The 21,045-nt window shown below is 39.2% G+C and carries 18 protein-coding genes; 9 read left to right on the top strand and 9 right to left on the bottom strand.

The genetic code is table 11. The annotated features are described in order from the left end of the window. Positions 1 to 248: 248 nt before the first annotated feature. A complete protein-coding gene (locus VB694_RS18885; protein WP_323361870.1) occupies positions 249 to 2,669 on the top strand; it encodes a sucrose synthase in 2,421 nt (806 codons plus the stop codon). A 39-nt stretch (positions 2,670 to 2,708) separates the two neighbouring features. Here the strand turns inward: VB694_RS18885 and VB694_RS18880 are convergent, their stop codons facing one another. Then, positions 2,709 to 3,257 (bottom strand): peptidoglycan-binding domain-containing protein, encoded by a 549-nt coding sequence (locus tag VB694_RS18880; protein WP_323361869.1) that lies wholly within the window; start codon positions 3,255 to 3,257, stop codon positions 2,709 to 2,711. Positions 3,258 to 3,700: 443 nt separating this feature from the next. Next, positions 3,701 to 4,813 carry a calcium/proton exchanger gene (gene cax / locus VB694_RS18875; RefSeq protein WP_323361868.1) on the bottom strand — a complete coding sequence of 371 codons (1,113 nt, stop codon included), beginning with the start codon at positions 4,811 to 4,813 and terminating at the stop codon, positions 3,701 to 3,703. Between the two features lie 510 nt (positions 4,814 to 5,323). Between cax and VB694_RS18870 the strand changes: the two genes are divergently transcribed. Then, positions 5,324 to 8,023 carry a DUF3536 domain-containing protein gene (locus VB694_RS18870; RefSeq protein ID WP_323361867.1) on the top strand — a complete coding sequence of 900 codons (2,700 nt, stop codon included), beginning with the start codon at positions 5,324 to 5,326 and terminating at the stop codon, positions 8,021 to 8,023. A gap of 434 nt (positions 8,024 to 8,457) precedes the next feature. Here VB694_RS18870 and VB694_RS18865 read toward each other — a convergent pair whose 3' ends face one another. After that, positions 8,458 to 9,039 carry a response regulator gene (locus tag VB694_RS18865; RefSeq protein ID WP_323361866.1) on the bottom strand — a complete coding sequence of 194 codons (582 nt, stop codon included), beginning with the start codon at positions 9,037 to 9,039 and terminating at the stop codon, positions 8,458 to 8,460. Positions 9,040 to 9,280: 241 nt separating this feature from the next. Here VB694_RS18865 and lipA point away from each other — a divergent pair, with 241 nt between their 5' ends. Beyond that, positions 9,281 to 10,186 carry a lipoyl synthase gene (lipA, locus tag VB694_RS18860; protein WP_323361865.1) on the top strand — a complete coding sequence of 302 codons (906 nt, stop codon included), beginning with the start codon at positions 9,281 to 9,283 and terminating at the stop codon, positions 10,184 to 10,186. A gap of 163 nt (positions 10,187 to 10,349) precedes the next feature. Then, complete coding sequence (locus tag VB694_RS18855) at positions 10,350 to 10,466, top strand: photosystem I protein PsaX (protein ID WP_323361864.1); 117 nt, start codon at positions 10,350 to 10,352, stop codon at positions 10,464 to 10,466. Between the two features lie 160 nt (positions 10,467 to 10,626). Here the strand turns inward: VB694_RS18855 and VB694_RS18850 are convergent, their stop codons facing one another. After that, positions 10,627 to 11,493, bottom strand: a complete 867-nt coding sequence (locus tag VB694_RS18850; RefSeq protein WP_323361863.1) for a branched-chain amino acid ABC transporter permease — start codon at positions 11,491 to 11,493, stop codon at positions 10,627 to 10,629. Positions 11,494 to 11,675: 182 nt separating this feature from the next. Between VB694_RS18850 and hrmK the strand changes: the two genes are divergently transcribed. After that, entirely contained in the window at positions 11,676 to 13,496 is a 1,821-nt protein-coding gene (hrmK, locus tag VB694_RS18845) for a hybrid histidine kinase/response regulator HrmK (RefSeq protein WP_323361862.1), read from the top strand. A gap of 111 nt (positions 13,497 to 13,607) precedes the next feature. Here hrmK and VB694_RS18840 read toward each other — a convergent pair whose 3' ends face one another. Beyond that, positions 13,608 to 13,829, bottom strand: a complete 222-nt coding sequence (locus VB694_RS18840; protein ID WP_323361861.1) for a hypothetical protein — start codon at positions 13,827 to 13,829, stop codon at positions 13,608 to 13,610. An 85-nt stretch (positions 13,830 to 13,914) separates the two neighbouring features. On the opposite strand from VB694_RS18840, the gene VB694_RS18835 reads away from it, so the two are divergent. The 3 genes from VB694_RS18835 (at position 13,915) to larE (ending at position 15,510) form a co-directional block, all read left to right on the top strand. After that, entirely contained in the window at positions 13,915 to 14,166 is a 252-nt protein-coding gene (locus tag VB694_RS18835) for a type II toxin-antitoxin system Phd/YefM family antitoxin (RefSeq protein WP_323361860.1), read from the top strand. A gap of 4 nt (positions 14,167 to 14,170) precedes the next feature. After that, on the top strand, positions 14,171 to 14,584 hold the full coding sequence (locus VB694_RS18830) for a putative toxin-antitoxin system toxin component, PIN family (protein ID WP_323361859.1): 414 nt from the start codon (positions 14,171 to 14,173) through the stop codon (positions 14,582 to 14,584). Positions 14,585 to 14,688: 104 nt separating this feature from the next. Then, positions 14,689 to 15,510 (top strand): ATP-dependent sacrificial sulfur transferase LarE, encoded by an 822-nt coding sequence (gene larE, locus VB694_RS18825; RefSeq protein ID WP_323361858.1) that lies wholly within the window; start codon positions 14,689 to 14,691, stop codon positions 15,508 to 15,510. A gap of 67 nt (positions 15,511 to 15,577) precedes the next feature. Here the strand turns inward: larE and VB694_RS18820 are convergent, their stop codons facing one another. After that, the gene (locus VB694_RS18820; RefSeq protein WP_323361857.1) at positions 15,578 to 16,714 is read right to left on the bottom strand and encodes an SGNH/GDSL hydrolase family protein; all 1,137 of its coding nucleotides are present in this window, start codon (positions 16,712 to 16,714) and stop codon (positions 15,578 to 15,580) included. Between the two features lie 220 nt (positions 16,715 to 16,934). Here VB694_RS18820 and VB694_RS18815 point away from each other — a divergent pair, with 220 nt between their 5' ends. Further along, the gene (locus VB694_RS18815; protein WP_323361856.1) at positions 16,935 to 17,147 is read left to right on the top strand and encodes a hypothetical protein; all 213 of its coding nucleotides are present in this window, start codon (positions 16,935 to 16,937) and stop codon (positions 17,145 to 17,147) included. A gap of 738 nt (positions 17,148 to 17,885) precedes the next feature. Here the strand turns inward: VB694_RS18815 and VB694_RS18810 are convergent. The 3 genes from VB694_RS18810 to VB694_RS18800 all read right to left on the bottom strand — a co-directional run bounded on the left by VB694_RS18810 (position 17,886) and on the right by VB694_RS18800 (position 21,038). Next, positions 17,886 to 19,121, bottom strand: coding sequence for a DUF445 domain-containing protein (locus VB694_RS18810; RefSeq protein WP_323361855.1), 1,236 nt, complete (start codon positions 19,119 to 19,121; stop codon positions 17,886 to 17,888). Between the two features lie 143 nt (positions 19,122 to 19,264). Further along, complete coding sequence (gene ubiE / locus VB694_RS18805) at positions 19,265 to 19,954, bottom strand: bifunctional demethylmenaquinone methyltransferase/2-methoxy-6-polyprenyl-1,4-benzoquinol methylase UbiE (RefSeq protein WP_323361882.1); 690 nt, start codon at positions 19,952 to 19,954, stop codon at positions 19,265 to 19,267. Positions 19,955 to 20,093: 139 nt separating this feature from the next. Further along, positions 20,094 to 21,038 (bottom strand): response regulator, encoded by a 945-nt coding sequence (locus tag VB694_RS18800; RefSeq protein WP_323361854.1) that lies wholly within the window; start codon positions 21,036 to 21,038, stop codon positions 20,094 to 20,096. Between the last annotated feature and the right edge of the window lie 7 nt (positions 21,039 to 21,045).

The raw sequence follows: 21,045 nt of genomic DNA, 5'->3' as shown, positions 1-21,045 counted from the left end.
AGATTCCAGTTTTTCACACTGCATCAAAAAATAAATTTAATCTTTGTAAAAAATTGAAATTTAATTGCCACTTTACTTTACATCTATCAAAAGTTAGATAAATTATATTTTCGTAGTTAGAGACAAAAATATTATGTTATGGATATTTTAAGTAAAGAGAAGCACGTAATGTCTATTTTCTATAACTTCCATGCTGTGATAGAAAATTGAAACGTGTTTGTTGAAGTTGTTTAAAAGTTGTGGTTATCATGTCAGAATTACTCCAAACATTACTTGACAGTGAAGAAAAGATAGATTTCCGTTCTTTCATGAGTGACTTACGTCAGCAAGAAAAGAAATACTGGTTAAGAAATGATATCATTCATGTCTATGGGGAGTATTGTGGTAAATACGAGAAATCTGAGAAATTCTGCACTGCATCGAATTTAGGCAAGCTAATTTACTATACACAGGAAATTATTCAAGAAGAAACTAGCTTTTGTTTTATTATCCGTCCGAAAATTGCGAGTCAGGAAGTTTATCGGGTGACAGAAGAATTAGATATCATCACGATGACAGTACAAGAATTATTGGATTTACGCGATCGCTTTGTGAACAAATTTAATCCCCAAGATGGTGATTTGTTAGAATTGGATTTTGGACCATTTTATGATTATTCCCCAACAATTCGCGATCCAAAAAACATTGGCAAAGGGGTACAATTTCTCAACCGTTATCTTTCTAGTAAAATATTCCAAGATCCGAAACAATGGCTAGAAAGTTTATTTAATTTCTTGCGATTGCACCATTATAACGGTGTTCAATTGTTAATAAATGAACGTATTCAATCACAGCCACAACTTTCTGTACAAGTGAAGAAAGCTATTGCATTAGTGAGCGATCGCCCTAGAAATGAACCCTACGAACAATTCCGATTTCAATTACAAATGATAGGGTTTGAACCGGGTTGGGGAAACACAGCCGGACGTGTACAAGAAACTCTGAACATTTTAGACGAACTAATAGACTCTCCTGATCCTCAAACTCTCGAAGGTTTTATCTCTCGTCTCCCCATTATTTTTAGAATTGTTTTAGTTTCTGCTCATGGTTGGTTTGGACAAGAGGGAGTTTTAGGTCGTCCTGATACTGGAGGACAGGTAGTTTATGTTTTAGATCAAGCTAAAAGTCTAGAAAAGCAGTTGCAAGAAGATGCAATGTTAGCTGGTTTAGAAGGCTTAAATGTCCAACCAAAAGTAATTATTCTCACCCGCTTAATTCCAAATAGTGATGGTACACTTTGTAATCAAAGACTAGAAAAAGTTCATGGTTCAGAAAACGCCTGGATTTTGCGTGTACCCTTGCGGGAATTTAATCCTAACATGACTCAAAACTGGATTTCTCGGTTTGAGTTTTGGCCTTATTTAGAAACTTTTGCCATTGACTCAGAAAGAGAAATTTTAGCAGAATTACAAGGCAGACCAGACTTAATTGTTGGTAATTATTCTGATGGTAACTTAGTGGCATTTTTACTGTCGCGTCGGATGAAAGTTACCCAGTGTAATATTGCCCATGCCTTAGAAAAATCTAAATACTTATTTAGTAATCTCTACTGGCAAGATTTGGATGATAAATATCATTTTTCCTTGCAATTTACAGCTGATTTAATTGCTATGAATGCTGCTAATTTTGTTGTTAGTAGCACTTATCAAGAAATTATTGGGACAAGCGATAGTGTGGGACAATATGAGTCTTACAAATGTTTCACCATGCCAGACTTATATCATGTAGTGAATGGCATGGAATTATTTAGTCCCAAGTTTAATGTTGTTCCACCGGGGGTAAATGAGAATTATTATTTCCCCTATACACGCACTCAAGATAGAGTAGAGAGTGATAGTTTACGGTTAGAAGAAATTCTTTTTACTCTGGAAGATCCATCTCAAATCTTTGGTAAACTCGACGATACTAGTAAACGTCCGTTGTTTTCAATGGCGCGTCTTGACCGAATTAAAAATCTAACTGGGTTAGCAGAATGCTTTGGCAGAAATAAAGATTTACAAGAGCATTGCAATTTAATACTCGTAGCTGGTAAATTGCGTGTAGAAGAATCAGGTGATAATGAAGAACGAGATGAAATTGTCAGACTTTATCACATAATTGATGAATATAATCTGCACGGTAAGATTCGCTGGTTAGGTGTGCGTTTGACTAAAAGTGATTCTGGCGAAATTTACCGCGTTATTGCTGAACGTCAAGGAATATTTGTGCAACCGGCTTTATTTGAAGCTTTTGGTTTGACAATTTTGGAAGCAATGATTTCGGGATTACCAACTTTTGCTACTCAGTTTGGTGGACCACAGGAAATTATTCAGGATCAGGTGAATGGCTTTTACATTAATCCCACAAATTTAGAAGAAACAGCCGACAAAATTCTGGAATTTGTGACTAAATGTGAAGATAATGCTAATTATTGGTCGGAAATTTCCCAGCAAGCAATTAATCGAGTTTACAGCACTTACACTTGGAAAATTCACACTACCAAGCTGCTATCCTTAGCAAGAATTTATGGTTTTTGGAATTTTAGCTCCAAGGAAAACAGAGAAGATTTATTACGCTATCTAGAGGCTTTGTTTTATCTAATTTACAAACCCAGAGCGCAGCAACTATTAGAACAGCATAAATATCGCTAGAATAGTTCGGGACAGGGTAAATGATGCCTGTCCCCGCCATTAAATTGACAACTCCCACCAAGTTCTTTGCCCCACAATACCATCTACAAATAAACCGCGCTGATTTTGAAAGGCTTTGATTGCTGCCTCTGTCAATGGACCAAATATCCCATCGACTCGGAGGCCATAGCCGTTAGACACTAATAACCTTTGTATAATTCTTACAGATATACCTGAACTCCCAAAACGTAGAGTTGGCATTGTTTGTCTATTGTATGCTGGATATCGTGCTAATAGCTGATCTTTTTTAGGCAGATCCTGGGCATCAGCTAATTTAAAGGATATAGCAGAGAAATGCTTTTGTCGGATTTGCTTTAATATCTTATCTCGCTTAGTTGCCAGTGCAGAAATTTTGGGTTGCGTCCTTCCATCAGTTGCCATGAATTCAGGTGGTGTGATTTGAGAAGTAGAAGGTAACTGAGATAACTGACTATTTGTTGACTTCTGCACACCATTTTCCACTTGAAATGGTCGTTGCGCCGGTAAATGGGGCAAAGTTGGTTGTGTGGTGCTTAATACGCCCGTCATTAGCAGGCCAATTTCAGTCATTGTAGTTCATCTCATATCTTGTAACTATAAGGATAAACCAGGAGTAGACAAACAAAGAGTGTAAAACTATAACTCTGACAAAATAAATTAATTTACGTATAAGATAGCAATAAAAATAACATTTAATTAAGTAAAAAAACGTATTAAGGTTAAGCTTGGCTGAATGACAGCAAACGGCAATCTTATCTAGTAGTAATGTATTGCGTTTTATAGCGGTAACATTTAGCTAAAAGCTTTAAATACTTGTGTCTTATATCTTACTCTATTTTAAATGGCGAATTTTACTCTTACTTGGTGACTGTTTTTACATTTAATTTATTTACAAATCCAGAAGTTGTTTGTACATATTAACAAAAATTATTGACAAAAACTCAATTCCACCCATACCTGATCAAACTTCAGTTTTTGCCCAAAGCGATCGCCTTGGGCCAATGTTTGCACAACTAACCCATACCGTTAGTAACAGGATGAAAATAGAAAGCAAAACCCAAAACCGTATAGGCAGCTAAAAGCAAAGTTCCTTCTAACCAATTAGACTTACCATCAGAACTAATGCTATTAGCAATTAATACTGATACTGCTACTGCTACCAATTCAAAGGGATTAAAATCCAAATCCATTGGCTGATTTAAGAACCGTCCCGCAATTACTAAAACAGGCGCGACAAATAGAGCAATTTGCATACTTGATCCCACAGCCACAGATAAAGAAAGATCCATTTTATCTTTCATAGCCACAGTGACTGCTGTAGCGTGTTCTGCGGCGTTACCAACTATAGGTAACAAAATCACCCCTGTAAATAGTGCTGTCAAACCTAATTTAGATGTAGCTACTTCCAGAGTATCAACCAATAATTCTGACTCTAAGGCCACCATGAGAGTACAGACTAGAAGTACACCAGTCCAAAGCCAAAGATTTGGTTTTTCTTCTGCGGCGATTTCCTCTATTTTTGTATCTGTCTGTATTTCCATCTCTGCTACACCTACGTCATATAAATAAGCATGAGTTTTCATAGAAAATAGCAGTGTGAGTCCGTAAACCAGAATTAACACTACAGAAACAGCAAGAGAGAGATTTTGCAATGTTTTCTCATTGATACCGATAGAGGTGTAATTCATTGCGGTTGGTAGCAAAATCGCAATTACTGCTAAATTCATAGAGGAAGCATTTACCCTCGCTACAACTGACTGAAAAGTCTGCTCTTTATAACGTAATCCGCCCAAAAGCATGGAAAACCCCATGACGAGGAGTAAGTTACTGATAATTGATCCAGTAATACTAGCTTTGACAACATCTATTAACCCAGCATTGAGAGCAACTAAAGCAATAATCAGTTCTGTAGCGTTACCAAAGGTGGCATTTAACAACCCTCCTAATGAGGGTCCGACGACTACAGCAATTTCTTCGGTGGCTGTACCCATCCAAGCTGCTAGGGGAAGAATTGCTAGTCCAGCGGTGATGAAAACTATCAAGTCTCCCCACTCTAAAAAATGAGCCGCTAAGGAAACTGGTATAAAAAGTAAGAGAATCAGGAAAACAATGTTTTTAGCTGACATTTATCGTCTCGAATCTTGGATATTAGTGACAGATGCTGATGAAAAATTGAAACATAAGACTGCAAACAACTATAACCAAGATACTCTCAACTGAACAACAAGATCCCCGACTTCTGGGAGAAGTCGGGGATCTAAGATAATTTCCGCAGATATATCAAATAAGATTGCGATTTAATGCGATCTTGCAATATTTTGTTGCAAAAGTATGACTTCCAGCCAGGGTTTGATCACAAAAATGGGTTTTAATGGGTTAAAAGACTATTAATTTTCTTGGCTGATGAGCGTTGCCAGTGATACAATCCTCAATATGAGATTATTTTTTGCCTTGGGGGAAAAGGTTGCGCGATAATGCAGATTTATTCCCAGAGAATGACCATTTTTGCCAAAATTCCTATTCGGCTATATTTCCCATCTGTTGTTTAGAGCGGATTTTGTGAGAAAACAACTGTAAAAAGATACATAGAAAAATACTTTCGCCACAACTAAAATTTTACTTTGGATAAAAATATCATGACTTCTGCTGCTGAATTGCCAGCAAGCTCTGGCTCAACATTTCAATTAGAACAAGATTCTCAACACCTTACTGATCATGATCCCCTGAAAAAATCCCAGGGTGTATACGTGACGGTGCATGGTCATTTTTACCAACCACCCAGAGAAAATCCTTATTTGGATGCGATTGAACGCCAACCGAGTGCTGCACCTTTCCATGATTGGAATGAACGCATTCATTGGGAATGCTATCGCCCCAATGCCTTTGCTAGAGTGCTAAATGACAAAGGTGAATTGGTGGGGATCGTCAATAATTATGAGTATATGAGCTTTAATATCGGACCAACGCTGATGTCGTGGTTAGAACGCTACGATGTGGAAGTTTATCAGCGAATTTTGGAAGCTGATGCTAAGAGTAGCCAAAGGCTACATGGTCATGGAAATGCGATCGCTCAAGTATATAATCACATCATCATGCCTTTGGCCAATGAAAGGGATAAACATACTCAAATTCGTTGGGGTAAAGAAGACTTTAAATCTAGATTTGGTCGTGATCCCGAAGGTATCTGGTTAGCAGAAACAGCTGTTGATTATGCCACTTTGGCAGCTTTGGTATCAGAAGGGATTCGTTTTATTGTCCTCGCACCTTCCCAAGCACAACGTTGTCGTCCTTTCGCAGCAGAAAATGATCCCCAACCTGCATGGCACGAAGTTGGTGGTAGTCAGATTGATCCCACCCGTCCTTATCGTTGTTATTTAAAGCCTAATCTCTGCACTGTATCCTCACCTTTGAGTACGACTAAAACAATTGCTGTAGAAAATACAGCAGGTTTACCTTATATTGATATCTTTTTCTACGATGGACCGATTTCACGGGACATGGGTTTTAGTGATGTAGTTTATAGTTCTAAGCACTTTGCCGGCAGAGTTGGTGCAGCAGTGCGAGGGGATCATCGTCCAGCACAGTTAATATCTGTGGCCACAGATGGAGAGACCTTTGGACATCACAAAAAGGGAACTGAGAAAACTTTAGCCTTTGCCTTTATTGGTGAGTTTCCTCGTCACGGTTGGACGGTAACAAATTATGCTCACTACCTGAGTTTAAATCCTCCCAGTTGGGAAGTGGAATTAAAATCTGTCACAGCATGGAGTTGCGCTCATGGTGTGGATAGATGGCAAGATGATTGCGGTTGTGGTGGGGAAGGGGGTGTATGGCATCAAAAATGGCGGCGACCATTGCGAAATGCCTTAAATTGGTTGCGGGATCAGTTAATTGAGGTGTATGAGGAATATGGGGGTAAATTATTTCGTGATCCTTGGTTAGCAAGGGATGAATATATTCAAATTTTACGCGATCGCTCTGCTGCTAATGTCAGCCGTTTTCTCTCCCGTCATCAAACTCACAAACTTACTGCCACAGAACAAGTTGATGCTTTGCGTTTGTTGGAAATGCAGCGTCATGCTTTGTTTATGTTTACTAGTTGCGGGTGGTTTTTTGAAGAACTATCTAGACCAGAAGGAACGCAAATTCTCCGCTACGCTGCCCGTGCTTTAGAATTAGCTGGGGATGTGGCAGGTGTGCAGTTAGAAAAAGGCTTCCTCAAGCGTTTGGGTTTAGCTCCCAGCAATGTAGACTACTTTAAACATGGCGCAGAAATTTATCGTCAATTAGTAATAACTGCTCAAATTGGATTTAAGCAAGTTGCAGCGCATTACGCTATTACTTCCTTATTCAATAATCACAGCAACGCCATTTTTACACAAGATAAGTCACAAAAGCTTGAAGCTTACCAAAAGCGCGTTTATTGCTACACAGCTAATGAATTAGACTACCAAATGCAACGCATGGGTGCGTTAACTATGGCTGTGGGAAACTTAAAATTAGTGTCAGAAATTACTTGGGAAAGTGAAAATTTAGTGTTTGCAGTTCTGCATTTGGGAGGCTGGGATTTTCATTGCTGTATTCAACAGTTTACCGGCAGACGTGATTATAGTCACTTAAAAGAAAAGCTATTTGCATCGCTGCAACAAGCAAGTGCGGCTCACGCGATCTTGGTAATGACCCAGATTTTTGGTGATGAAGCCTTTAGTTTGCAAAATTTATTTGCAGAAGAGCGCCACCGGATTATGCGGATGTTAAGCCAGGAAACACTAACACGTTTAGACCAGTTGTATACCCAGACATACCGTGAAAATTACGGTGTGATTATGGCGTTTCATCGCGATGAGTTAGCAGTTCCCCAAGAATTGCAGGTAGCAGCAGAGATTGCTTTAGGTTATCGCTGTATGATGACATTGCGATCGCTAGAGCAAGATATTACCGAAACCCAATTAAGTTGGAATCACATCTTAGAATTAGAAGCGATCGCCACTGAATCCAAACATTTGCGTTGTCAGCTAAATATCCCTGAAGGAAAACAGATATTAGAACAGTTAATTGTGCGATTGCTCTGGCAATTATTACACGATGCTAACGGTTCTTTTAGTACAGATATCCAGAGGTTAGAAAAGTTGATTGATGTGGGATATCAGCTAAATCTAGGCATTTCCTTGGAAAAATCTCAAGAACTCTACTTTAGTGGTTTGCATAGTCAAATAGTTCCCCTGTGTTTGACAAACTTGAACAACCCAGCAGAAGCCAATCAGTGTAATCAGTTGTTGAAATTAGGGCAAAAATTAGCCGTTGATGTCAGCATGATTTTGAATAAATTAGCATAAAAAACCCTGCCATTTTCTGCAAATAAATAGGGCTTGCTGAAAAAGTAAGGGCGTAGGGGCGAAGCATTCGGAAGATAAACATGGGGGAAAACCGATAAATTATCGACCGAATGCTTCGCCCCTACATGGGGGAACATGGGGGAAAACCGATAAATTATCGACCGAATGCTTCGCCCCTACATGGGGGAAAACCGATAATTTATCGACCGAATGCTTCGCCCCTACATGGGGGAAAACCGATAATTTATCGCCCAAATGCTTCGCCCCTACTGGGACAATACTGCTCGGTTAAGAATTTTCGTAGCGACTGTCTTGATTGTCAAGCGACGCTACATAATTTCATTGTTTTAAGCTGAACCGACAAGTATTGAGTCGATAACTAGTTTTATCGACTGAAGTATATTGAGTAGCAAGGATAAAATATCCTATAAAACTTACTTAATTTTCTGCTTAATAAATGTCACAACCTGAGTCAGCTGTTTCTTCAAACTATCAATTTCAGCTTGCATCTTGACAATCTTGGCATTCAAAGCCTGAATTTCTGAAGAAGAAGCGCCCTCGCCCTGTGTAGACACAGGATTAGCAGCTAAGGCTTCTGTCTTTCCAGCAGCGACTGGAGTTGCAGTATCTCGACTACCTTTTTTAGCAGCCTTAGCCATAGCTGATTTAATCGCAGTAATCAGCTGTCTATTGTCAAAAGGTTTGTTGAGAAATTCAAAATATTCAAATGGTTCAGGAATTTTTTCCGTTACCTCTTCCTTGCGACCAGACATAATCACCAAAGGAATTTTCTTTAATTCTGAGTTAGCTTGAATTTTCTGGAAAACTTCCCAGCCACTCATTTTCGGTAAAATAAAATCCAACATGATCAAGCTGACTTTTTCGTGAAGGATGAGATTATATCCTTCTAAACCGTCTTTTGCTTCTAATACCTCAAAATTGCCCGGAGGTAACATTTCACGTACTTTTACCCTGACAACTGTGGTGTCATCAATAACTAGAATTTTGTTGGCCACGACTGATTACTCTACCAGAGACTATAAGTTTAGATAGCTGATTTGCCGATTGACATTAAGAATTCTCCCACTATATACAAGATTTGTGTAAATTGGGGAAGAGTATATTTCGGTATAAGTGCCAAAATCGCCAGTAATTTTGTCAAACTGCTGCTTACTTTGTTAACAATGGTTTATAAGCCATTAGTAGCTTTATCTTCATCAGTATTATATTACCTTCTCAGGTTAATTAACGGATTATATGACTTCTGCACACGAACTCAAATCAGAAATTGCCGCCATGCCTAGCTGGCTACGCCGTTCTATTGGCAAAGCCAGTGAAATCTCGACCGTACAACGTATTATTAAACAGCGTCAAATTCATACCATTTGTGAAGAAGGCCGCTGTCCCAATCGGGGGGAATGCTACGCCCAAAAAACGGCAACTTTTTTACTCATGGGACCGACTTGCACCAGGTCTTGCGCTTTTTGTCAAGTAGATAAAGGTCATGCGCCCATGGCTTTAGATCAGGAAGAGCCGCAAAAGGTAGCAGAAGCAGTACAGCTTTTAGAATTGCGCTATGTGGTACTAACTTCTGTAGCCCGTGATGATTTAGCTGATGGGGGTGCTAGTCATTTTGTCAAGACGATGGAGACAATTCGCCAATTCAACCCAGAAACGCAAATTGAAGTCCTGACACCAGATTTTTGGGGTGGTGCTGGTGTGGGTGAAACTGGTCAAAAGCAGCGGATAGCAATGATCGTCAATGCTAAACCGGCTTGTTATAACCACAATGTGGAAACTGTTCGCAGGTTAACTGGTCCAGTGCGACGGGGGGCGAAGTATGATCGCTCATTAGGTGTGTTGGCAACAGTTAAGGAAATGGATGCTAGTATTGCCACCAAATCAGGTTTAATGCTGGGACACGGAGAAACTCAAGCAGAAATAATTGAAACAATGGGGGATCTGCGGGCTGTTAATTGCGATCGCTTAACACTCGGTCAATATATGCGCCCCTCTTTAGCACATCTGCCTGTACAAAAATACTGGACACCAGCAGAATTTGATCAACTGGGTAACATAGCTGAAGAAATGGGATTTAGTCACGTTCGTTCCGGTCCATTGGTGCGTAGTTCTTACCACGCTGGGGAGGAAGGTGACAGGTGACAGGTGACAGAGAGCAGAGGAGAATAACTTTCTATCCAATCCCCAATCCCCAATCCCCAATCCCTAATCCCCACTCTTCACACAAATATTTTTAAAGTTTCTGGGAATTTGGCGCTTATGTTTGCTATTTGTGGAAAAGTCATCAAATCAGGAGAACTAAATTATGACTTCTAAAGGTAAAGCTGCTAAACCCTCTTACGCTTTCCGTACTGGTTGGGCGTTGCTACTGTTGGCTATCAACTTCTTGGTAGCAGCTTATTACTTCCACATCATCGACTAGAAAACTGATTCATTAATCGTAAGGGCGAAGCATTCGGACAGAATATCAATGGTTTCAGCGATAGGTTATCACCCGAATGCTTCGCCCCTACAAGGGAAAAACTGTAAACAGTTATCAGTTGCATAGTGCGGTTTTCAAACCTCTATGAAACTGATAACTGTCAAATCGTGCCTTTGAATAAACCTTTAGGACGGATAAGCAGTACCAAAATCATGATTAACAGTGCTACACCTTGTTTGTACTGTGAACCCAGCCAAGGGGTGCTAACTTCTTGGACAATACCAATCATAAAAGCAGCGGCGATCGCCCCGTAAGGGTTGCCAATACCTCCCAAAATCACAGAAGCAAACAAGGGCAAAATTAAAAACCAGCCCATGTTCGGACGCACAGCGGTAATTAAACCGTACATACTGCCCCCCAAAGAAGTAAAAGTACCAGCAATTACCCAAGTCCACAGAATTACTCTATCAACGTTAATACCAGACACTCTAGCCAAGTCTAAATCATCAGCAACTGCTCGCATGGCTTTACCGATTTTGGTGTTTTGTAGCAGGTAGTGAAGGAACAAAATCGCTAACACTGCTAACCCTAGTACCAATATTTGATTTTGGGGTATTCTTAATTCCCCAAATTCTAAAGCAGGGATGACGGGCAAATTATAGTTTTGGTTTTTACCTCCCCAGATAAAAATAATGCCGTTGCGGAGAAATAAAGCCAGTCCGATGGAGATAATAATTAGTGTTGTAGAAGTAGCACGAACCGAGCGCATCTTTGACCACAGCAATTTTTCTGTCAGTAACATTACCGCTACTGTTCCCACTGCTGCTAAAATCATGGATAGCCAAATATTTATCCCCAAGGCATTTGTTACCAAAGTCAGATAAGCTCCCAAGGTAAGAAAATCACCATGAGCAAAGTTAGATAATCGTAAAATTCCATAGGTGAGTGTCAAACCCACCGCTGCTAGAGCAATAATACTGCCTACAGCAATGCCGTTAATGATTAATTGAGCTAGTTGTACATCCATTGTTTAAAGTTTCTATGAAGAAAAAATAAATGTGTAATTTAATTTAACAACTGTTTAATTAAGCGTTACAATCGACACTACCAGTTATGTTTTACAATTAAAAAAGATTTATCCGTTAATATACATAAAATCCAGTTCATATTTTCCTGCCAAGGTTAGTATCTTTGGCTGTTTAGTTGACCATGCAGCAGTCTTCAAGCTTACCAGATCACAACTCCCAGATAGATGTAACGCCAAAACTTTTGCAAACAATCCAGCAACTACGGGATAACTTGTGGTTGGAAACCAGCTTGAATCAGTTGCAGAATCGTCTGAATGATTCTTTGCTTGCGGCTGCTAATATGATGCCACAGGCAAAACTGACAGAAGCAGAAATTTTGCAAACTGTAGTCAACGAAGTCCAAACCGCCTTAAATGCTAGTTGTGTAGCTATTGCTCAATGTCAAGTACAAGATATAGAGAGTCAGATTTGTTATATTTCTAGCTCTGCTACCATAAAAACACCAATTCCAGAAATCATATCTCCACAAGGGAGAAAGCTGCGGTTAAAACTGCACGCTGCTATTAAAGTAGAAGATTTGCAGCAGATGGAGAAAGAAAATCCTGCGAGTGCTTGGCGTTTAGCTGATGATAATAGTGGTGTGACCGTATGGCTAATTATTGTCACATCAAATCTTAACTCTAATGGGGTCTCAATTAAACCATCATTAACTCCACTGCGATCGCAATTCATCCAAAGAACAATTCAGTATTGTCATACAGTCTTAGCACAACTCAGGCAAATCCAATTTTGTCAACAACAATATCAACAATTAGCTAACTTTAATCAAGAACTAGAACGCACCAATCAACTGAAAAACCAGTTTCTAGCTAATACTAGTCACGAAATCCGCACTCCTCTAAGTTCTATAATTGGCTTTACTCATCTACTTTTAGCTCAAGGTTATGAACCAGATAAACAACGCCACCAAGAATATTTACACATTATTCAATCTAGTGGTAAGCATTTACTAGACTTAATTAATGATATTTTGGATCTTTCCAAAATTGAAGCCAACCAGCTAGAAGTACAATGGGAAATAATCGATCTGCCCACATTGTGTCGCAATGTTTTAGCTTTAGTCAAAGAGAAAGCGGCCAACAAGGGACTGAAGTTGCGTTTAGAAATAAACGATGATGTCACAAATCTATTAGCTGATCCTTTGCGACTCAAGCAAATGCTATTGAATCTACTATTTAATGCTGTCAAATTTACAAATTCAGGTAGTGTTGGGTTACGGGTAACTACAGAAAATTTATATTTACGTTTTGCAGTTTGGGATACTGGAATTGGTATCTCCAAAGAAAACCAATCTTTACTATTTCGTCCCTATAGTCAAATTATAAATTCCGGTTCTAGAAACAATGAAGGTACAGGTTTGGGGTTGATGGTAACACAGCAACTTGTGCAAATTCATGGTGGTTATTTAGAGTTAGAATCAGAAGTCAATCAAGGTTCGTGTTTTACAATCTTTCTGCCTCTCAAACCAACAGGAAAAGTCTTGGAAGCCATAGAAATAAAAGCACAAAAAGATTTAGAATTTAGTCAACAGATAAATAATTATTCTAGCTCTCTATCTTCAGCTAACATTCCCCTCGATTCCTCACGAACAATTTTGTTAGTAGAAGATGATTTGGCTAATTCTGAATTAATGCGAATTTATCTAACTAGATTGGGTTATCGAATAACTTGCGTCAACAATGCTCAAGAAATGTGGAGAACTCTGCCCCAAATGGAAACAGCAGTAATTTTAATGGATGTGAATCTGCCAGATATTAACGGTTTGAGATTGGTGGAACAATTGCGAAAACATCCCCAATATCAGAATATTCCCATAATTATCCAAACAGCAATGGCGATGAAAGGAGATAGAGAAACTTGTTTAGCTGTTGGTGTTAATGACTATATTTCTAAACCGATAGATTTGCAACTTTTAGGTAGTATGGTAGCAAAGTATAGTTAATTGTCAGAATCAGGATTGACAGGATTTAAGGATTTTCAGGATTTAACTAGGTGTGCGATTATAAATAAAGCAAATTTTAATAAACTAGAAAAACTAGCGATCGCTCTGAGGTTAGGTAGGGTAAACTTGATCAAAAATAGGAATGCGTTTGTTTACCATAACCTTTATTTCTTTTCTATCTATTTTGATGCTGGCTTTTTTGCTGCTTTTGCTGTGCTTTTTTGGCGTTTGTCTTTCTTTCTCTGATGAGTGTTTGCAAGTATTGCCTTTTTTGGAGGGTTTTATGTCTGGTTTCCCCTGTTCTCCTTTGAGTCTGTTGTTTTCATCTCGCATCTGTTGATTTTCTTCTCTTAAGATACTGATACAGAGAAGATGTCATGAAAAATTGATCTACAATAAAAACAAATGAGGTGAAATTATGCAATTTGTTTCAGATACAGAAGTAAATCAATCTTTTGCCGCAGTCATTGATAAAGTGCAACGTGAACCTGTAACTATACGTCAGCAAAATCGTGATGTTGCGGTTATTATGTCTATTGAAGATTATCAACGCATAACTCGGATTAATATTCAAGAATTTCAACAATTTAGAGAAAGTATCGGACGTAAAGCTCAAGAACGCGGTTTAACGGAAGACAAGTTAAATGAGCTTTTAATTAACGATCAATAGTTTTATGCGTCTAGTTCTTGATACTAACGTTTTAGTGAGTGCTGTTCTGTCTCCTAATTCTGTTTCGGCACAGGTTTTAAACTGGGGAGAAGACAATGGAATTATTTTATATTCGGCCGCCACTTTAACAGAACTTTTGTCTGTTCTGGGGCGCTCAAAATTTGCTAAATATATTGATGCTGATGACATTGATGGGTTATCTTTCCGTATTAAAAATACATGGTTTCCCGTGGAAATTGTAAACCAGGTAACATTATGTCGAGATCCCAAAGATGATAAATTTATCGAATTGGCTTTAAATGGTGATGCTTCACATCTCATTACTGAAGATGCTGATTTGCTAATCTTACATCCAATTGAAAATATTCCTGTTATCAATCCTCGTACTTTTTGGGATGAAATAACGAGATCAAAGTAGTTTTTGGTATTAAACTCAATGTTCCCAAGCTAGACCATTTGTGATGATCAGGATCTCCATGACTACAATAGGATTAGTCAAGTTTTATGGGGTTTTGAGGGAAAATGACATTAACAGAAAAACTAGAGCAATTACAAGCCTTATTTGCCGAAATGGGACAGGCTTTGATAGCCTATTCTGGGGGCGTTGACAGTACATTAGTTGCTAAGATTGCATTAGATGTATTAGGCGATCGCGCTTTAGCTATAACAGCCGTTTCTCCTTCCCTACTACCAGAAGAATTAGCAGACGCGACAGCACAAGCAGCAACTATGGGGATAGCCCATAAAATCGTCCAAACTCACGAAATGGAAAATCCCAACTACACATCTAACCCTGTGAACCGTTGCTATTTTTGCAAAAGTGAATTGCACGACACACTCAAACCCCTGGCATTAGAGTTAGGATATCCTTATGTAGTAGATGGGGTAAACGCCGATGATTTGCATGATTATCGCCCCGGAATACAAGCAGCAAAAGAAAGAGGTGCGCGATCGCCCTTAGCAGAAATTGGTGTCACCAAAGCCGAAGTCCGTCAACTTTCCCAACAACTCGGTTTACCTTGGTGGGATAAACCCGCCCAACCCTGTTTAAGCTCTCGTTTTCCCTACGGTGAAGAAATCACCATCGCCAAATTACAGCGAGTTGGTAGAGCCGAAATTTATTTAAGAAATTTGGGTTGGGATAACTTGCGAGTTCGTTCCGAAGGAGACACAGCCAGAATTGAATTACCACCAGAAAAAATTGCAGATTTTGTCTTCAAGACAGACTTACCAAATATTGTAAGTGCATTTCAAAACTTAGGATTTATCTACGTCACCTTAGATTTAGAAGGTTATCGCAGTGGTAAATTAAATCAAGTTTTACAGCAAATTGCAGCCAGATAAAATTCACAATTTGTTGACTACGATTCTCTTCTTGCTGTCACCTGTCACCTGTCACCTACCACCTGCCTCACAGCCGTTGAGCTACTATATATTCTGTTTGTTGTAGAGCGGCTTGCCATACAGAATATCCTGCTGGTGATAAATGGATGCCATCTGTTGTTAAATCCGAACGTAAACTACCGTCAAAATCAGTAAACCAATTGTAGATATTCAGATAATTAGCACCTTCTTGTCTAGCAATCAAGGCAATTTGGGCATTGATATGGCGAATACGACTGTTAGCAATTTTCGTGTGGCGAATAGGCAAAATAGATTGCACCATAATCTGACTTTTTGGGTGAGTTTGGCGTAAGTTGCGAATAATTCGGCGATGATTCAGTAAAATTGTCTGGTCACTAGCACCCTTGAGTAAGTCATTAATCCCAATCATCAGATAAATTACTTCTGGCCTTGTCGTCGAAAATGCTGATAATCTTCTCAAAACACCTGTAGAACTATCTCCTGATATTCCTTGATTCAGCCACAATTTACCAGAAGGTAGGTTTTCTTTAGGAAACCACATACTCAAAGAATCACCCACCAAAATACTCAACCGATTTGCACCTTGGCCTTGGGAAATCGCTCTAGCTTCCATAGCTAATAAGCTTTTCCATTGTTCATAACTGAGTTTCTGGTTTTTAACTGACTTCCATGATGATTGTATATCTTCATCATCTACACGGGTGTAAATTTGACCAATTCTCAGAGATGCTAATCTGAGATAGTACAGTTGGCTGCCAGAGACTGGAGTTTTCTTAGTTTTTTGGGAATTGAAGTTTACTGCTGTTTTTCTAGATGTTGGCAAAACGTAGTTTGTGAATTCTGCTAACAAGATGTCAACATTGGCAGGACTTTTTTTAACTTGTACTGAGGAATTTTCCAAGGCGGATACAGATTGACTGCTGAATTCCGCCAAAGAGTTACTTTTCTGGACTATAGGTAACTGTGAACTTCCTGGTTGTGATATAGCTTGACTACTGAATTCTGGCAAAGAAATGTCAACTTTAGGGGTAGCTTTTTCACTGACCGATAACTGTGAACGTAGATTTAAATCCTCCAGAAATCCAGTATTTACTGGTGGGAGACTCGACATCTTTGGGAGAGCCGATGTTGGTACTGTCAATCCTGTTAACAAGCTTGCTGCCAACAGATAAGGTTCCTTCATCGTTTTTCTTTCCTTGTAAGTACTCACTGCTTTTCCTTATGACAGCCATATCTAGCTGAATTCAGGAAAATTTTACTTTCCTTACGCTGTATCAATATCCCCCATCAGAATGTTATTTGGCGGATATTTGTATAAAAATAAACTAAAGAAAAATATTGTTAAATTTTATTCTATATACAATAACGTCGTTTAAAGTGCTAAGATTTATGCGAAGTCGTTAATGTTTCCTCTTATTTCCGTGGCAAGAGCTAGTACCGCAATTGGTGTAAGTCCAATCATTAAAGAGACTGTGCAAAAACAGGCACATTCTACACGCTTGACCTTGAAAGAGGTTATTCTCATGGGGATGTTGGCAATTGATAAGCTAGACGATCAAGGTCGTCAAGAATTAGCTGATCAAGTGCATAAAATGCAAGTGGATGGCGAGATATAGAGTCTGTCTTGAAAAGTCTCAACTCTAAAGTCTCAAGTGCAGCATCATTGACTGTACTCAAGACAAGAGCAAAACCAGGACTAATCAAGTATTGATTCTTAGCTAAATCGATAGCAACATCTCTTTCAATCAACCCCATTCAGTTCCCAAGATCCGTAGTGGTTTGTTGAGTTACATCAACAAAACCCGTTCTTTCAGAAAAAGCGAAGGGGGCTAAAACTAGATCCCCTTCATCGGTTAACAACTTAATAAAGAACTCAGCGAAACTCTGAGGATAAGGATTGAATTAGTTTAATTAATGCTGGTTTACCGCAACGTAAATCAGCACTACTAAATTCAGATTGGTAATTTATCGCAAATTTGGCTAAATTACGCTTAACTTATCCTTTGAGAACTTCTCCGAAATCTTGTCTCCATCAGGATAGATATCGGCTTTATAGCTATTTTGAGTGACTTTTGTTTACTCTGGCTATAAAGCTGTAAATTCTACCTATTCGATCCTCTGAGTACGGGGTGTCTACATCCCCGACTCAAAATTTTTTCACAATCGATATAGTTATAAATAAAATCAATTATTCACATAGGTGATTTATAAATAAGTATGTGAACATAAAAATTTAAAGGTATGTGAAGAGCCAGTAAAATCACCCAAAACTCTCTTCCTGTTCCCTGTTCCCTGTTCCCTGTTCCCTTGCCCCAACGACAATTTTTAACGCCAACCTACTTAATACCTATTTCTTAATATCGGCTCAAAACTAAAAATCCTATCTGAAATAACCCGACCACAAAACCTAAAATACCGCCTAAAGTCACAATTGCCTGTAATTCGTTTTTAACAATTCCTTCAATTGCTGCCTCTAAATCAGCTGGTGAAGTTGATTTTACTCGTTCAACAATAACTTGATCTATGGATAAAATAGGAATTATCTGGGCAACAATTACTTCTAAATCTCTTTCTAAATACCTTTCTAAAATTAAAGCTAACTCTTGAGAAACTACTTCTAAAGAACTATTGACAACTGGTGAATTTCGTAAACGGTTCAGCAACAAGACAGAAATATTTTCCCAGTCTGCTGATTCCGTTAATTCCTGTAACAAATTGCTGCCACTCTTTTGCAGGTAATGACGTACACTCTCCCTAGTGGTTTTTCTGAGTTGGCGAACTGTACCAACAGGTAAATTTTGTAAAGATAAATCTTGTAATAATTTTTTGAGGCGATCGCGCATTTGCAAATCCTGTGTTAATTCTTGCAAGCGTTTATTAGTAGCCTCTTTTTCATCCAAACAAAAAGTCCTTAACCGAGTCAGAGTATTACGTAAACCAAATAAATTAGCGACTACCCAATAAGTACCACTGGTTTTTTCACGAAAGCTGTCATCAATAGTTTGAATAGTACGATCTGTCAAAAAATCGACTAAGGCCTGTCTTAAAACATCAGGTGGTAAAACCGCTTGTAACAACCAATCAGCTAACCTTGTAGATTGTTCATCAGTTAGTTGAAATTCCAGTAATATTTGGTCAAAAATTTGGTTGATTTGCGCTTCTAAAAAATTTTCCTGTCGTGCTAAAACTTTCAGAAGACGCGGTAAAGACTCTCCCAACAAATCCCGTAAAATTCCTGCCACAATGTTGGCACTTTTCTGGTTTTTATCGCCTTGGATTTGTTCAAGCGCCATCTTCAATAACCAGAGGATTGCACCTTGTACCCGTTCAGTTTCTAAGAGTCGCTTGGCCAGCTTTTGTAATTCTTCTGGCGTTAACAGCGAACCCATAATAGTGTTAGAGATATTTTTTGCCAATCGTTCCTGATTGCGGGGAATCAAGCCAGGAGTAAAAGGCATTCTTCGCCCCCAAATATAGATAGCTCGGTAAGGGCGAAATAACATTTTTATGGCTATATCATTGGTGAAATAGCCGATAATTCCACCCAGGATTGGTGGTGATACATAAAGCCAAAGATGAGACCAATCCACAGGATTTTGGATTAGGGAATGAGGACAAAGGACTAGGGACTGGGGACTGGGGACTGGGGATTGGGGATTGGGGACTGGGGACTGGAGGAATTAACCTTCCACTTCTTGCCTTTTGCCTTTTGCCTCTTGCCTCCAAATACCAATCACCTAATTACTACTAGCACTCCCATCATATCGTTAGAAATGGGGTAATGGGTGGCATTGACAAAACCAGCTTTTTGTGATAATTCTACTTGTTTTTGACCGATGGGGAAGCGGTCTAAACTGGGACTGATATAAGCGTATTCTTCTTTCACACCTAAATTAGTGGCTAGGGGAACAACAAGATTATCCAAATACCACTGCTGAAAAGTGCGGAGTATGGCATTACTAGGGCGATGAAAGTCTAAAATTGCCGCTTTTGCTCCTGGCTTGAGGACACGATAAATTTCTTGGAGACTGCGAGGAATATCTTTAACATTTCTTAAACCATAGCCCATGGTGATGGCATCAAATTGATCGTCTTCAAAGGGTAAATTGAGGACATCAGCTTCTATCCAAGTGATGGGAGGTTGGGGGTAATATTTTTGGCAGCGTTCTTTGGCGGTTGCGAGTAAGTTGCAGGAAAAGTCTACACCATAAACCTTTCCCGTCACTCCCACACGTCGCGCTAATTGAAAAGTTAAATCACCACTACCGCAGCATAAATCTAAACAGGTATCTCCTGGTTTAGCTGCACTCCATTTGACTGTCATTTCTTTCCAGATCCGGTGTTGTCCCAAACTTAACCAATCGTTTAATTGGTCATACACTGGGGCTATCCGGTCAAAAATACTACGAATTTCGTTGTTGATGGGTGCTTGGTAGTTGGTCATCCGATTTTAGATTTTAGATTTTAGATTTTAGATTTTAGATTGATAAAAGACTTTTGATGCTGTCACCAGTAACCAGTAAGCAGTCCCCAGTCCCCAGTCCCCAGTTCCCAGTTCCCCTTCACCTGCTGCAATTACTGAAAAGAGCGATCGCTACTAACTGCACTGACAGATGAATAAGGTTAAGTTCATCTGCTCTTAAAGTACAAGGTTGTTGCCACTGGAGCGATAATACCCCTAACATTTGCTGTCGATAAATAATCGGGATAATTAAATGTGCTTGGACTCCAGCAGCTTGGTAATGAGTAAGATTATTAAGATTAGGGTCTTTAGGTATATTTAAAGAAGATTGGATTTCACCAGTGGCGATCGCTGTTTTGAAGAGTGGATCTTGGGAGAGCCAATTTTCAACCACACCAGTTTTACTGTAAACCCCCTGAGTACCAAGCAGCGCATTTTCTGTCATCATTTGGACAATACAGCCATCAGCAGCAAAAGTTTCACTAAAGGCTTTAGCAATGGGAGCTAGAATTTCCTCTAAGCTAGAAGCAGCTTGAGTTACTTCTACCAAAACAGTCAAAAGCTGCATTTGGGCATTAGCGCGACGTAGTTCTTCTGTTCGCTGTTTGAGCAAATCATAGGTTGCAGCGGCTCTTTGCACCACCTCCTTGAGTTCTCCAGAGTCCCAAGGTTTGGTGATGTACTTAAAAACTTGACCGGAATTAATGGCTTCTACCAAGTCTTCAATATCAGTAAATCCGGTGAGGATAATTCTGACTGTATCGGGAAATTGTGGTAAAGTCCTGCTCAGAAATTCAGTTCCCTTCATTTCTGGCATCCGTTGATCGGAGATAATTACTGCTACTTCCCCTTCTTGTGCCAACAATTCCAGAGCATTGACACCACTTTCAGCTTTGAGGACGTTAAAATCACGGCGAAAGGTGCGATAAAGTAGATCCAAATTATCTGGTTCATCATCAACTACCAGAATTTTGAGTTTGTTTGGACGTTCTCGGCTACTCAATTGAGATCGCACTTGATCAATTTCGAGATTGGGGTTATCCATAAGTTTC

The organism is Anabaena sp. UHCC 0451 (genome assembly GCF_034931405.1).
Classification (GTDB): domain Bacteria; phylum Cyanobacteriota; class Cyanobacteriia; order Cyanobacteriales; family Nostocaceae; genus RDYJ01.
This window is presented reverse-complemented; position numbering and strand designations above follow the sequence as displayed.